This window comes from Bradyrhizobium sp. YR681 (genome assembly GCF_000282615.1).
GTDB lineage: Bacteria > Pseudomonadota > Alphaproteobacteria > Rhizobiales > Xanthobacteraceae > Bradyrhizobium.
In genome coordinates this window covers 14,184-27,394 of the sequence record NZ_AKIY01000287.1, presented here as the reverse complement: position 1 = coordinate 27,394, position 13,211 = coordinate 14,184, and the positions used below count along the sequence as shown (strand labels likewise).

Genomic DNA, 13,211 nt, shown 5'->3' with positions numbered 1-13,211 from the left:
CGCAGCTGCCGTAGGGTGGGCAAAGCGAAGCGTGCCCACCACCTTTTTCGTTCATGAAGAGATCGTGGGCACGGCGCTTCGCGCCTTTGCCCACCCTACGGGACCAAGCCTTATTCGCGGCGCCCCTGCACCCATTGCTCCAGCATTTGCAGGCACATGGCGCGGTCGTCGTCCGACGCCTTGGCGAGGGCGCGGTTGTAGCTTTCCTTGATCCAGGCCTCTTCGGGACCCGCGCTGTCACGCGCCAAGGTCAGCCACATCAGGCCGCGCGCGGCCTGCCGGGGCAGGCGGTCGCCGTTGAACAGCATCTGGCCAAGCAGCGCCTGCGCCTCGTGCTGGCCCTTTTGGGCCGCGAGGCCGAGCCAGCGGGCGCCATAGCGGAAATCCTCGCGCGAGGCGTCCGGCGTCTTCAGGTACAGCCGGGCGAGATCGTACTGGGCGTCCGCATTGCCGAAATAGGACGCGGCATAGGAGAACATCTCCCGTGCCCGGTCCTGGTTCGGCTTGATCTTCGAGTTCGGGATCCCGTTCAGATAATAACGGCCGAGCGCGACGAAGGCATTGGCCACGATCTGCGCCTGCGGCGCCGACGGGCTGTCATCGGCATGCGCGTTGGCAATCTGGCTGAAATATTCGAAGGCGCGCACATCGTCCTGGGCGACGCCGTCGCCGTTGGCGTACATGCGGCCGAGCTTCCACTGCGCGATCGGATGGCCGCCCTCGGCGGCATATTGCAGGGCGCTGAGCGAGGTTTCCTGCGGCGCGGTCGCCGGCGCTGTCCTGCCGCGCACGGCCGGCGCAGTGCCCGGCAAGGTCGTCATGACAGAGAGGGCCGCGTCCCTGTTGTTGACCGGCGCGCCGTCGAAGGCGAACGCCGGCATGGCCAGCGCACCGGCCCCCAACACAAACGCAACTATGGCACGCCTAGATGTCCGCATAGCACTGTTTCTCGTGCGCGCCGCCCGGATGGGTCACTGCCCCCCCGACCGCGGGTCCAACCTGCTGAGCATATTTCCAGAGCGCGCCCGTCGTGTGGTTAGTCGCGCGAGCGCTCCATTTGGTCTTGCGCTGGGCAAGCTCCTGGTCGCTCAATTTTACGTTAAGGGTACCGACGACTGCGTCGATCTCGATGATGTCGCCGTCCTCGAGCAGCCCGATCGGGCCACCGATGGCCGCTTCCGGCCCGACATGGCCGATGCAGAAGCCGCGGGTGGCGCCGGAGAAGCGGCCGTCGGTGATGAGCGCGATCTTGCCGCCCATGCCCTGCCCGGTCAGCGCTGCGGTGGTCTGGAGCATCTCCCGCATGCCGGGACCGCCCTTGGGGCCCTCGTAGCGGATCACGATGACTTCGCCTTCCCGGTAGGTGCGCTTCTGGACCGCCTCGAACGCGTCCTCCTCCCGGTCGAAGCACCTGGCCGGACCGGTAAATTTGAGGTTGGACATTCCCGCGACTTTCACGATCGCACCTTCTGGCGCCAGATTGCCCTTCAGACCCACCACACCGCCGGTGACGGTGATCGGCTTGTCTGCCGGGTGCACCACGTCCTGGTGCGGATTCCATTTCACGCTTTTGAGGTTTTCGGCGATCGTTCGACCGGTGACCGTAATGCAGTCGCCGTGGAGAAATCCGTTGTCGAGCAGCGTCTTCATCAGAAGCGGTATGCCACCTACTTCAAACATGTCTTTGGCGACATAACGGCCACCCGGCTTCAAATCCGCGACATAAGGTGTCTTTTTGAAGATTTCGGCGACGTCGAACAGGTCGAACTTGATGCCGCACTCATGCGCGATCGCCGGCAGGTGCAGTGCAGCATTGGTCGAGCCGCCAGAGGCCGCCACGACGGCAGCGGCATTCTCCAGCGCCTTGCGGGTGACGATGTCGCGCGGCCGGATGTTCTGGGCGATCAGGTCCATCACCTTTTCGCCCGCGGTCATGCAGAAGGCGTCGCGGATTTCATACGGTGCCGGAGCACCGGCCGAGTAAGGCAGCGCGAGGCCAATCGCCTCGGACACGGTCGCCATGGTGTTGGCGGTGAACTGCGCACCGCAGGCACCCGCCGAAGGGCACGCCACGCGCTCGATTTCGTCGAGGTCCTCGTCCGACATGGCGCCGACCGAGTGCTTGCCGACGGCTTCGAACATGTCCTGCACGGTGACCTGCTGCCCGCGGAAATTGCCGGGCAGGATCGACCCGCCATAGATGAAGATCGAGGGCACGTTGAGGCGGACCATCGCCATCATCATGCCCGGCAGCGACTTGTCGCAGCCGGCCAAGCCCACCAGGGCGTCATAGGCATGGCCCCGCACGGTCAGCTCGACCGAGTCGGCGATGCATTCGCGCGACGGCAGCGAGGAGCGCATGCCGTCATGGCCCATGGCGATGCCATCTGTGACGGTGATGGTGCAGAATTCGCGCGGTGTGCCGCCGGCGGACGCCACACCCTTTTTCACCGCCTGCGCCTGGCGCATCAGCGAGATGTTGCAGGGGGCGGCCTCGTTCCAGCACGAGGCGACGCCGACGAAGGGCTGGTGGATCTGCTCGGTGGTCAGACCCATGGCATAGAAATAGGACCGGTGCGGCGCGCGCGCGGGGCCTTCCGTCACGTGACGGCTCGGCAGCCTCTGCTTGATGTTGGTCTTCGCGTCCATCGCAAACCAGTTTCCCCGGTCAACCCTTTCAGACCCGAAAAATCAGAGCCAAGATTTGAATCGACCTTGGGATTTCCCGCCGCTGCTGAAGGCCGCCGCTGCCGCCAAAACATTAGAGATATTTTATTCATGTTCGGGTGTGGCTAAAAAGCGGCGGTGCTGCGAACGACCAGTGATGACGGTTAAATCCACCGTGAGTGTTGCGAAGACAGCACAATCGTTACCGGGAAGACACGGGCTGGCTTACTGAGATACCCTCCCAAATATGACAATCAGCAGCTTTAGATTGCGCTGTGGATGCGACGCGCGCCGGCGTGGTCTTTGGGAAGCAATTTGCCTCAACTGAGTCGGAGCTTGGCTCCGTCTTCCCGAGGCGTGATGGGGCGCGAAGCGCTCCATCGCCGTCGCCCCTTGAGGGCCGCTGAAGAAGCGGCCACCTCAGGATAAGGTGATGGTGTTGTGTCGCGCTCCCGGATGGAGCGAAGCGCCACCCGGGGTCATTTCACAGGCTGCGGCCGCGGATCTCGCTTCGCTCCATCCGGGCTACAAACAGGCGGCCAGCAGAGGCCGCTCAGGCCGACATCGCGCCCTTGCGGCCAAACGGATCGACCAGGCGGACGATCTCGCAGGCGGCGACGAGGCCGGCGAGCCAGACGGCGCTGGTCAGTCCGATCCGCGTCACGATGGCGGCGGTGAAGGCGCCCTCTCCGCCGAGCGCCGGCGTTACGGCGAGCAACACCAGCTCATAGGCCGCATAGGCGGCAACGAATGCGATCGCCAGCATCAGTGGCGTGCGGCCCTGCGGCAGCGCGCGGAGCACTCCTGACGAGACGGCGGTCGCAATCAGCGCAGCGGCGCCGATGGCCAAACCCCAGGCGATGGTGCTGCCATCGACCGGATAGTGCAGCACGCCAAAACCGATGCCCTGGTTCACCAGCCACGCGCCGGTGACGACGAGCAGCGCCGGGCGCAGCGGCAGCATCGCGGCCGCGATGACGGCGAAGGCCGCAAACGGCGTTGCGCAGGCCAGCGCAAAACTTGCCAGCGCGCACGACACCGTCAGCAGCCCAAAGCAGAACATCGGCGCAAGGCGCGGTGCGACGGGGTGAAGGCGGAAACGGTCGGCATGCGGCGGCAGGATAGTGACAGTCATGGAACGATCTCCTTGCAGGATTTGTAGCACATTTCGAGGGAACGCGGCAGCACGCTTGAACTCAGTGAAGGGCCTCCATGGGGTCTTCGGCATCGGAGGGATCGCGTCGGTCGCAGGCCGCTTGCCAGTCGCCGAGCGCCGGCGCGCACGGTTCCAGCTCGGTCAACTGCCGCAACGCCACCCGAACGGTGGCGCGCGCCGCGCGGTCAGACGGAAGCGTCACCGTCGCGGGCCCCTGACCGGCCGTCACGGCCGCAACGACGCTCCGCTTCAAGCTGGCCAGCTCCGGCACGCCGTAGCGTTCGAGCATGGCCTGGAAGGCTGCGTGATGGTCCGGCCGAAACGCGCGCTTGCGGCCGAGCTGATCGCGCAACGGATGAGCCGGATAGAGATGGGCGCAGGGAATCCAGCCCTCCGGCAGCGGCTCGGTCGCGGCATGGGTGCGGCCGTGCGCGAGCAGCTTTGGCAGGACATGGGTGTGCGGACCGTCCGGGCTCTTGCCGCCCGGCGGCGGGATCGGCTGGAACACTTCGGCCCGCCCCAGCCTGCTGATGAAGACGCGATGCGGATTGGCGGCGAGGATGATCCGCATCGCATCGCTTGCGGCCGCGAACACGGATTGGCCGGTGCTGCGCCTGAGCGCCGCGGCGACATCGGCATCGCCGACGCGGATGCAGGCATCGACCTGCAACGTTCCGAGGCCAAGGTCGAACAGGACGTCGTTGCGATCCCGGCTGCGCAGCGCCTCGCGGTCCGGCCCGATCTCGGACAGCACATCGCGGCCGCTCATGGCGCTCGCCGCTTGCGGGAGACAGAGCGCGATGCGGTGGCTCCAGCTTTCCGTCGTCGGCGACTCCGACGCGATCAGGCGCAGCTCCGGGTGGGACACGATGCGTATCCCACCCTTGTCGGTCACGACGCTGGCCTTGTCGCGGGACCGTTCCATGTCGACGCTATCGCCGGGGTCGCGCGTGAACTCGGCGATGGCACCGAATGCGCCGACGCTCCAGCCGGCCTCGACGTCGGCAAGCTGGCTTGCAAGGAAGTCCATGAGCGGATCGGCGATCGTCATGAGGCCTCTCTCCCGCTATCTGACGTCGTAATTCGCAAGGCGAATGCCGCCATAGACGCCAAGTCCCGGCTGAAGAAAGCCGGTCGGATTCTGGTAGTGCACATTGGCCACATTATCGACCCGGCCGAACACCTTCATCTGGTCGGTGACCAGATATTCGGCCGCCACGTTGACGACGGTGTAGGCCGGCGCCAGCAGACGCGGAATGCTGAAGTCGCGGTTGCCGTCGACGAAACTTCCGACGTGCAGCACGGTTGCGGACAATGTCAGCGGGTCGATCGGATTCCAGATCACGTTGGCGCTCCACTTCTCCTTCGGACGCCTCAGCAATTCCTGTCCCGCCGTCGCATCGACCGCGCGGGTGAAGGTGTAGTCGGCCCGCACACGCAGCCGGTCGGTGATGGCCGCCGCCACGAAGCTCTCCGTTCCTTCCGTGATCGCCTTGCCGATATTGGTGTAGCTGCTCGTGAATGTCAGGGGATCGAACGTGCTCTGGATCAGGCCGGTGATGTTGTTGCGGAAGTAGGTCGAGCCGAAGCGGACACGATCGCCGAACAGGGGCTGCTCGAAGCCGGCGTCGTATCCGACGCTCTCCTCCGGCTTGAGATTGGGATTGGCGAAGAAGAAGAACGCGGGAAAGCTGACGTAAAGCTGGTTGAGCGTCGGCGCCTTGAATCCTGTGCCGTAACTTCCCTTGAACTTCGTATCGGTGACCGGAGCGATCACAGCAGACGCCAGGCGAAAGGTCGGATGCTCTCCGAACCGCTCGTTGTCGTCCTGCCTGACGTTGGCCGTGAAGAACACGCGATCCCGGAATTGGGACTGCAGCTCCATATAGCCGGCCTTGTTGACGTTTTGCGCGGAGACCGTCGCCGTTTGCAGGGTCTCGGTCTCATGCTCCGCGCCAATGATGACGTTGTTGTTCGGCGCCAGCTCCGTCGTGGTGTGCCAATCATACTTGACGCGATCGCCGGTGTTGATCGTGGGCATCGCATCGCCGGGCGAGATGCTGGAGTTCCAGTGATTGGTGTAGTTGACGCCGAAATAGCTCTTCATCCGGTCATCGAGAACCGACCAGACCGCCTCCCCGCGCGTGAAGAGCTGATGCACCGTCTGCGTGCTTTGCGCAGCCGCGGGAAAGCTTGCAAATGTCACGGGATCGAAGCTGTCGCCGGTGAAGCGCAAAGTGGCGTCGGTGTAGCGCACCACGCCGTTGAGCGTCAGGTTCTCGCTGACATCGGCGCCGAGCTTGGTCGAATAGGTCATGTTGTCGTAGCGGTTGCCGATCGCCTTCTGTCCCGGCGGCAGCAATTCGACCGGCGTCACCGGCACGTCGCTGGCGTGGAAATGGGCGACGTTGAAGGCATAGTTGAAGTGGTCCTGTGAACCGCTCAGGCCTGCCGTCTGGTTGAGCGTCCCGAACGAGCCGCCCTCGACCGAGCCGGCCACGCGGGCGGGACCATCGCCCTTCTTCGTGACGATGGAGACGACGCCGCCCAGCGCGTCTGCGCCGTAGAGACCGCTCTGCGGGCCGCGCAGGACCTCGATCTGCTGGATGTCCGCGGTGAGCAGCTGGCCGAAATCGAACGAGCGGTTCGGGTTGCCGGGATCGCTGACGTCGATGCCGTCGATCAGGACCTTGGTGTGGTTGGAATTGGTTCCGCGCATGAAGATCGACGTCTGTCCGCCCGGCCCGCCGGTCTGGACCAGGTTGAGCCCGGGAACGGCGCTGAGCGCATCGGACGCAGTCCGGCGCTGGTCGCGCTCAAGATCTCTGGCGGTCAGGACCGTCACGGAGTTCGCAACCAGATGGCTCGGGGTGACGACACCGGTTGGGCTGACAACGACCGTTGGAAACAGGTTGGCAGCGGAGACGCCGGCAACAGCGGGCGACGCCGGCAGCGCCTCCGGCTTCGGCTCCTGGACGACACGCCGCCGCCCGGGCTTGTCAGGCGTACGCCGCGCGGCTTGCGGCTTGGCCGCACGCTCGGCGGGCGCGACCTCGACCGGACGCAGCAGATCCGGCGATGCCGATTGCTGCGCGAAGGCGATGGACGGATCGAGCGAAGACAGGGAAACGGACACGACAAGGCCGGCGCTGAAGCGCCTGGCGGCAGAGACAATACGGGACACTCTTGTAACCTCGGTATGACGTCAGTGGCACGTCACAGCGAACGAGGTTTCACGCGGAGCGATCGATTGCTCCGGTGAAGCTAATGCCTGTACTCCCCGACCGACATCTTCGCGTGTGACCACGGCTGACGGCAGGTCTCCTGGCTCGCGGGTCGTAACCTCTACGTCGCCTTCCCAGGACCGAGATTCCCAGTGGCATATGACGAAAGATTCACCGCTTACAGTTGCGGGGGCAGCCATGGCATTGAGAAAATCCCAGCATTGGGATATTCCCGCACCACGTTCCCTTTTGATCTCCCTAGGGAGAACCGTCACCGATCAATCTACGGGCCAGACGCAAGGTGAGTCAATCGGCCGGTTGCGCGATGAGCCCGAACGTCGGATCACGCGTACTCGCGCTCCTCCCGGATCCGGATCACCGCCCGCTCGCCGGCATCGACGAGCTGGCCGATGCCGGTCCTGCCTGCGTGCGCGCAGCGGATGATGTTCTCGGCAACCGACCTGCGGAAGCCGTGGTCTTCGCCGTGAGGGCGATTGCGGCAGATCCGGTCCAGCGCCAGCTTCATGTTGATCCGTGTCCGGATGTCGAAATGCTCGCTGATCATTCGCACAGCCTCGATCGCGTTGGTGTCGGGCGGAAACGCCCAAGCGTCGGCCGGGTTCCAAAACGGGATCGCGCCAATCGACGCTCCCCATCGTCGTGCTCGAAACAAGCCGGCTAAGCCCGCCCTCGTGAACGCTGGGCCTGAGCCCAGGCTGCGGTGACGTCGCGCGGCGGGACTTCGATGCGCTTGATCGGCATCAGCTCGCCGGAGGCGGAGACGATCGCAGTCTCCTCGCGGCGGCAGCGCGGGCATACGAAGCGGACCTCGTGCGGGGATGCCGACCAACTCGAACGTTTCACGTTGGCCGCCATCGGCCATGCCTCGCAATGCGAGCACGACACCAGGAACCGACCGGGATCGAGCATACCCATCCATAGGACTCCGCGTCCTGCCCGTGCTATCAATGATTATCTCATGCAAATCGTTCCGGTGCGCGAGCACCGCCAGTCCTCCATCACGGGAACTGGCGACGTCACGGCAGCAGGCTTCGTCGGCGATGCCGTTGCCGAAGCGCCGGCGATGCCGCTCAGTGGGCGCCCTTGAGCGTGCAGGAGGTGGTGCAGGTGACGGTGTTGCCATGGTCGCACGCCTTGCAGGCGGTCACGCACTGGTTCATGTCGCGCGGGTTGTAGGAGGTGTAATTCCGCGCCGGACAGGATGCGGTCGAGCCCGTGATGTCCTGCTCCTGGTTGCAGGCCGCCGTCATGAGCGCAAAGATGAGGACCGCAAGAAGGCGCATGGGATTGCCCTGTAAGGCGCGACCAGACAACATTCGCGAGGCACGCTGCATCGCAACGAGCCTCGGCATTCCCACAACGGAGAATCGCATGACGCGTTCCCACGCGTCGAGAATGCGTGCCAAACGTTAAGATCGGCTTGCAACCGCGCGGCCCCGCAATGGTCTCCGCGCATCATGCAGCGGTTTGCATGTCCGGGGCTTACGTTCCGGGGCTTACGTCAGTCCCCACCTCAGGCCGCAGCCCTGGTCGCGATCGCCTGCCGCATGTCCTGCGCGAGCTGGCGGTACTGCTCCGAAAGCTTCAGGTAGAACTCCCGCTTGGTGCTGTCGGTGGCGAGTTTGGTGATCAGTTCGCATTCGGCGGTGAGTGTCTCGAACCGCTCCAGCCTGTCCTCAAGTTCTGTCATCGGCGTGTCCCCATCAAACGCCTCAAGGACACCCAACCTAAGCCCTGGAAATAGGTCACGGCGAACATCGTTATGGGGTAGAATCAATTATTGCAGCCGGTCCAGCTATTTGCTGTCCAGCCGCCAGGCGCCGTCCCAATCGGCGGCCGGCGGATGAGCTTCGAACTGCGCGATGCGGTCGAGCAGCGTGCGCGAGGGACCGTCGCCCGGAACGGCTTCGAGCGCCGCGTTGAGGGCGGTGCGCGCCTCGTCGAAGCGGCGGGTGCGATAGGCGGCGAGGCCTTCGGCATAGTGCATGCGCAGACTGTCCTGCGCGGCGGTGAGCGCGCCTGCCCGCCCCATCACCTCGAAGATCGCTTGCGGCGCGTTCTGGCCGGCGACCGCCAGGCGATCGATCTCGCGCAATTCGAGATCCGAGCCGATCGCATCCGCCGTCGCCTGCGCGATCAGGATGCGGGTGCCATAGAGCTTGTTGACGGCCTCGAGCCGCGAGGCGAGGTTCACGGCGTCGCCCATCACGGTGAAGCTCATCATCAGCTCGGAGCCGATGCTGCCGGTCAGGACCTCGCCGGTGGCGATGCCGATGCGCAGGTCGCACGGCGCCGGCATCGCGCGGATGCCGAGCAGATCAGGCAATTGCTTCTGGAGCCCGGGCACCTGGCCGGCCATGTCGATGGCGGCGAGGCCGGCAAGCAAGGCCGGCTCGCCCTCCTCGATGAAGGGCGGGCCCCAATAGGCCATGATGGCGTCGCCGATATATTTGTCGATGACGCCGCGGTTGCTCCTGATCGGAGCGGACATCACGGTGAAATAGTGATTCATCACCTTGACGAGGCCGCGCGGGGTCATGCCCTCGCTCATCGCGGTGAAGCCGCTCATGTCCGAGAACATGATGGTCATGACCCGGCGCTGGCCGTCGATGGCGACCTCCGGCCGATCGATCAGGCCCTGCACCACCTTGGGATCGATGTAGCGGCCGAAGGTCTCGCGGATGCGCTCGTTGTGCCGGAGCTGCTCGATCATGCGGTTGAAGGCAGCTGCCAGCTCGCCGATCTCGTCCTTGGTCGAGACGGCGATGGTCTTGTCGAAGCGGCCGGCCTCGACCTCGCGGGTGCCGGCGAGCAACAACCGCACCGGCCGCGTGATGCCGCCGGACACCAGCAGCGCAAAGGCAAATCCAAGCACCGCAGCAAGCAAGGTCACGATGCCCGACACGACGATCGCCTGGTGTTGCCGACCGATCACCTGCGACGTCGAGAAGAAAACCTGCGTCAGCATGTCGGCACGGATCGCGTCCACCTTCCGATTGAACGCATCGCGTAGCGTGTCGAGCTGTTCCAGCGTGCTGCGGGCCTCGGCCATGTCCTTGGCCGCGACCTGCTTGAGCAGTTTCGCGTTGCCCTCGTCCAGACTGCGCCGCAGCTCGGTGACAGCGCTTTCGATACGAACGTCGAGCCGGCCCAGCGCGGCATTGTCGGAATACGTCCTGGAATCGTCGATGATGGCGTTGATGAGCTTGCGCGCGGCCTCGGCCTCCTCCTCGAACTTGCGGTCCAATGCCTCGAAGTCGCGAAGCCGCGCTGCGTAGGCCTCCTCGTCCGTCGCCGTGCCCATCCTGGTCATGACCATTTGCCGTAGCGCCAGCGCCCGCTCGAGCGAGCGGATATTGGCGCGCGCCAGATGGCTGTACGCCGGGATGTAGCGGGTGGTCAGCTCGTCCAGGAGGACACCGACCTGGCTCGACATCACCATCGACAGGATCGAGGTGACGAGCATCAGGACGATCAATCCGAGGGCGATGCCGACGATTTTGCGCCGGATCGACTGGTTGAAAAGCGGCATGGCTGTGGGGACAAGAGCTGACAGGAGGCTTCGGGAACTCAATACACCGAATTTCGCCTCGGGAACACGCGCAATCTGCCCGCACGGCGTCTTGAGCCGCACGCAACCGTCGCGCGAGCCCCATTCGTTAACAAAGGTTAAAGACGCTGCCGTTTCTGCCGTTTCGGAAGTTCCCGCGCTCCATCCGTATTTTGCCGCATTGTTGCGACAGCGTGACGAATGCGAAACGATGCCGTGGCATCGTTGTGATGTCTTTTTGATTCTCGAGCCGCATGTCGTCGCGGACCTTGGTTTGTACTGGTTTCGCAGGGGGACCACGCAATGAACCAGTGCCTACGCTCGCTCGCGTGTGTCGTTGCCATGGCCGCTGTGGCCTTCCTTCCGACCGAGGCGGCAGCGAAGAGCAGTCACAAATCATCTGCGCCGAAAAAGACGCATGAGGCGAAAGCCGGCAAACAGCGCCATGCCGCCGCGGCGAAGTCGAAGCACGGCAAGCATGCCGAGGCCAAGCGCAAGTCGAAGAAGGACGACGAGGCCTCGGACAAGCCCGCCGCTGCGCCGCTGACCGGCGACCTCGCCGCGCTGAAGGACGCCATCGATCTCGCGCGCAAGGGCAAGACCGACGATGCGAGCGCGGCGCGCGAGCGCATCGCCGACCCCGCTGGACAGAAGCTTGCCGACTGGTTCATGCTGCGCCATTCCGAGAGCACCGCCAATTTCAAGCGCTATGCCGCCTTCCTCGCCGCCAATCCGGACTGGCCGAGCAGCACCCTGCTCCGCCGCCGCGCCGAGGCGCGGCTGTGGCAGGAGAAGAGCGACGCGGCGACCGTCCACAAATTCACGATGGACCGGCCGACCAGCGCCAAGGGCAAGTTCGCGCTCGCCCGCGTGCTGCTCGCCGAAGGCGATGCCGACAGGGCCGCGCGCCTCGTGCGGGACGCCTGGCGCGCGGAGGAATTGTCTGAGCGCAGCGAGGAGGATGCCAACGAGGCGTTCCGCGATCTCCTGACCGCCGAGGATCATCGCGCCCGCATGGACAAGCGGCTCGGTGCCAAGGACTATGCCGGCGCAAGGCGCGCCGCAAAGCGGCTCGGCGAGGATGCGCTCGCGATCATCAAGGCCTGCTCGGCGGTCACCGGCAAGGCCAGTAAGGCCAAGGACTATCTCGAGGACGTCTCGACCGAGGCGCGCCGCGACCTCGGTTATGTGCTGTGCCGCGCGCAATGGCATCTCCAGAACGACCGTATCGACGACGCCGCCGAGGTGATCCTTGCCGCCGCGCCCGACATGATGGCGGCGCAGGACACCGACGCCTGGTGGCGCGAACGCCGCCTGCTGGCGCGAAAGCTGCTCGACCAGGGCAAGTTCAAGACCGCCTATGACGTGGTGCGCACCGCCGCCGTACCCGAGAAGGAAGTCTACCGGGTCGACTATCATTTCATGTGCGGCTGGATCGCGCTGCGCTATCTCGACGATCCCAGGGCGGCGATGGTGCATTTCGCCGCGATCGACGAGGGCTCGGCCAATCCGCTGGCGCTGTCGCGCGCCCATTACTGGCGCGGCCGCGCCGCCGAAGTCATGGGGGCGACCGCCGATGCACGCATGAGCTACAAGGCCGCGGCTCGCTATCCGACCGCCTATTACGGCCAGCTCGCGCGCGTAAAGCTCGGCATCGACCGGATCGAGCTGCGCCCGCCCTCGCCCGTGCTGGCAGCGGTCGACACGCCGCCCGGGGATGACCGCGTCCGCGCCGCGGAGATGCTCTACGGCATCGGCGAGCGCGACATGGTGTTTTACTACGCCGAAGATTTCGCCAGGGAGAGCACCGACGTCGCCGCGCTCGAAGCGCTCGGCGAGCTTGCCGGCCGGCGCAACGATGCACGCGTGATGCTGGAGGTCGGCAAGTCGGCGCTGGCGCGCGGCCTTGCGCTCGACCACTACGCCTTCCCGACCATCGGCATTCCCGAGCACAAGCAGGTCGCGCCGGCGATCGAGACCAGCGTGATCTATTCGGTGGCACGCACCGAAAGCTCGTTCGACCAGCGCGACAAGTCGGCCGCCAACGCCGTCGGCCTGATGCAGGTAACGCCCGAAGCGGGCCGCGATACCGCAAAGCGCTTCGGCCTGACCTATGACTGGGACAGGATGGTCTCCGATCCCGTCTACAACACGCAGATGGGCGCGGCCGAGCTCAGCGCGTTGCTATCGGAATATCGCGGCAACCAGATCATGACCTTCGCCGGCTACAACGCGGGCCGCGGCCGCGTGCGCGAATGGGTGCAGGCGCGCGGCGACCCCCGTGACCCCAATGTCGATCCGGTCGACTGGGTCGAGCGCATCCCGCTGTCCGAGACGCGCAACTACGTCCAGCGCGTGATGGAGAACGTGCTGGTCTATCGCGCAAGGTTCGAGGGCAGCAGCGTCGTCGCCGGCAAGAGCGACGAGCGCGTGGTGACGAAGGACGCCGCTGCCGTGGCCGTGCCGGTGGGATTTACGGGGTCGGATTAATCTGCCGTCTGCGTCCATTCTATCCCCTCATCCTGAGGAGCCTGCGCAGCAGGCGTCTCGAAGGATGAAGGCCCCGATATCGCGCGCGGCGCATCCTTCGAGA

General features: G+C 65.1%; 12 protein-coding genes and 1 riboswitch. Of the genes, 2 read left to right on the top strand and 10 right to left on the bottom strand.

From position 1 onward, the window contains the following. Nucleotides 1-110: 110 nt before the first annotated feature. The 7 genes from PMI42_RS31070 to PMI42_RS38225 form a co-directional block, all read right to left on the bottom strand. On the bottom strand, nucleotides 111-938 hold the full coding sequence (locus PMI42_RS31070) for a tetratricopeptide repeat protein (RefSeq protein WP_008142259.1): 828 nt from the start codon (nucleotides 936-938) through the stop codon (nucleotides 111-113). Next, complete coding sequence (ilvD, locus tag PMI42_RS31065) at nucleotides 925-2,649, bottom strand: dihydroxy-acid dehydratase (RefSeq protein ID WP_008142257.1); 1,725 nt, start codon at nucleotides 2,647-2,649, stop codon at nucleotides 925-927. The genes PMI42_RS31070 and ilvD overlap by 14 nt, the downstream gene beginning before the upstream one ends. Nucleotides 2,650-3,220: 571 nt before the next feature. Further along, the gene (locus tag PMI42_RS31060) at nucleotides 3,221-3,802 is read right to left on the bottom strand and encodes a hypothetical protein (RefSeq protein WP_008142255.1); all 582 of its coding nucleotides are present in this window, start codon (nucleotides 3,800-3,802) and stop codon (nucleotides 3,221-3,223) included. Between the two features lie 61 nt (nucleotides 3,803-3,863). Then, nucleotides 3,864-4,874 carry a DUF6925 family protein gene (locus PMI42_RS31055; protein ID WP_008142253.1) on the bottom strand — a complete coding sequence of 337 codons (1,011 nt, stop codon included), beginning with the start codon at nucleotides 4,872-4,874 and terminating at the stop codon, nucleotides 3,864-3,866. Between the two features lie 15 nt (nucleotides 4,875-4,889). Then, nucleotides 4,890-7,007, bottom strand: coding sequence for a TonB-dependent receptor plug domain-containing protein (locus PMI42_RS31050; RefSeq protein ID WP_008142251.1), 2,118 nt, complete (start codon nucleotides 7,005-7,007; stop codon nucleotides 4,890-4,892). Between the two features lie 113 nt (nucleotides 7,008-7,120). Then, a riboswitch (cobalamin riboswitch) is annotated at nucleotides 7,121-7,335 on the bottom strand. 55 nt (nucleotides 7,336-7,390) lie between these two features. After that, nucleotides 7,391-7,573 (bottom strand): hypothetical protein, encoded by a 183-nt coding sequence (locus PMI42_RS31045; protein ID WP_240535303.1) that lies wholly within the window; start codon nucleotides 7,571-7,573, stop codon nucleotides 7,391-7,393. 152 nt (nucleotides 7,574-7,725) lie between these two features. Beyond that, nucleotides 7,726-7,983 carry a hypothetical protein gene (locus PMI42_RS38225; protein WP_008142247.1) on the bottom strand — a complete coding sequence of 86 codons (258 nt, stop codon included), beginning with the start codon at nucleotides 7,981-7,983 and terminating at the stop codon, nucleotides 7,726-7,728. A 43-nt stretch (nucleotides 7,984-8,026) separates the two neighbouring features. On the opposite strand from PMI42_RS38225, the gene PMI42_RS40685 reads away from it, so the two are divergent. After that, entirely contained in the window at nucleotides 8,027-8,155 is a 129-nt protein-coding gene (locus PMI42_RS40685; protein ID WP_283805810.1) for a hypothetical protein, read from the top strand. On the opposite strand, the gene PMI42_RS31035 is transcribed toward PMI42_RS40685, so the two are convergent. From PMI42_RS31035 to PMI42_RS31025, 3 genes are all read right to left on the bottom strand, one after another. Further along, entirely contained in the window at nucleotides 8,139-8,351 is a 213-nt protein-coding gene (locus tag PMI42_RS31035; RefSeq protein WP_035967146.1) for a hypothetical protein, read from the bottom strand. The two genes, PMI42_RS40685 and PMI42_RS31035, sit on opposite strands and share 17 nt — an antisense overlap. A 230-nt stretch (nucleotides 8,352-8,581) precedes the next feature. Continuing rightward, the gene (locus tag PMI42_RS40195; protein WP_008142242.1) at nucleotides 8,582-8,758 is read right to left on the bottom strand and encodes a hypothetical protein; all 177 of its coding nucleotides are present in this window, start codon (nucleotides 8,756-8,758) and stop codon (nucleotides 8,582-8,584) included. Between the two features lie 105 nt (nucleotides 8,759-8,863). Continuing rightward, complete coding sequence (locus tag PMI42_RS31025) at nucleotides 8,864-10,600, bottom strand: adenylate/guanylate cyclase domain-containing protein (RefSeq protein ID WP_008142241.1); 1,737 nt, start codon at nucleotides 10,598-10,600, stop codon at nucleotides 8,864-8,866. A gap of 321 nt (nucleotides 10,601-10,921) precedes the next feature. On the opposite strand from PMI42_RS31025, the gene PMI42_RS31020 reads away from it, so the two are divergent. Further along, on the top strand, nucleotides 10,922-13,108 hold the full coding sequence (locus tag PMI42_RS31020) for a lytic transglycosylase domain-containing protein (RefSeq protein WP_008142239.1): 2,187 nt from the start codon (nucleotides 10,922-10,924) through the stop codon (nucleotides 13,106-13,108). Nucleotides 13,109-13,211 lie beyond the last annotated feature (103 nt).

Coding starts and splice junctions, on each gene's coding strand:
- PMI42_RS31070 (WP_008142259.1), bottom strand. CDS start 938: ATGCGGACATCTAGGCGTGCCATAGTTGCGTTTGTGTTGGGGGCCGGT.
- ilvD (WP_008142257.1), bottom strand. CDS start 2,649: ATGGACGCGAAGACCAACATCAAGCAGAGGCTGCCGAGCCGTCACGTG.
- PMI42_RS31060 (WP_008142255.1), bottom strand. CDS start 3,802: ATGACTGTCACTATCCTGCCGCCGCATGCCGACCGTTTCCGCCTTCAC.
- PMI42_RS31055 (WP_008142253.1), bottom strand. CDS start 4,874: ATGACGATCGCCGATCCGCTCATGGACTTCCTTGCAAGCCAGCTTGCC.
- PMI42_RS31045 (WP_240535303.1), bottom strand. CDS start 7,573: ATGAAGCTGGCGCTGGACCGGATCTGCCGCAATCGCCCTCACGGCGAA.
- PMI42_RS38225 (WP_008142247.1), bottom strand. CDS start 7,983: ATGGGTATGCTCGATCCCGGTCGGTTCCTGGTGTCGTGCTCGCATTGC.
- PMI42_RS40685 (WP_283805810.1), top strand. CDS start 8,027: ATGCAAATCGTTCCGGTGCGCGAGCACCGCCAGTCCTCCATCACGGGA.
- PMI42_RS31035 (WP_035967146.1), bottom strand. CDS start 8,351: ATGCGCCTTCTTGCGGTCCTCATCTTTGCGCTCATGACGGCGGCCTGC.
- PMI42_RS40195 (WP_008142242.1), bottom strand. CDS start 8,758: ATGACAGAACTTGAGGACAGGCTGGAGCGGTTCGAGACACTCACCGCC.
- PMI42_RS31025 (WP_008142241.1), bottom strand. CDS start 10,600: ATGCCGCTTTTCAACCAGTCGATCCGGCGCAAAATCGTCGGCATCGCC.
- PMI42_RS31020 (WP_008142239.1), top strand. CDS start 10,922: ATGAACCAGTGCCTACGCTCGCTCGCGTGTGTCGTTGCCATGGCCGCT.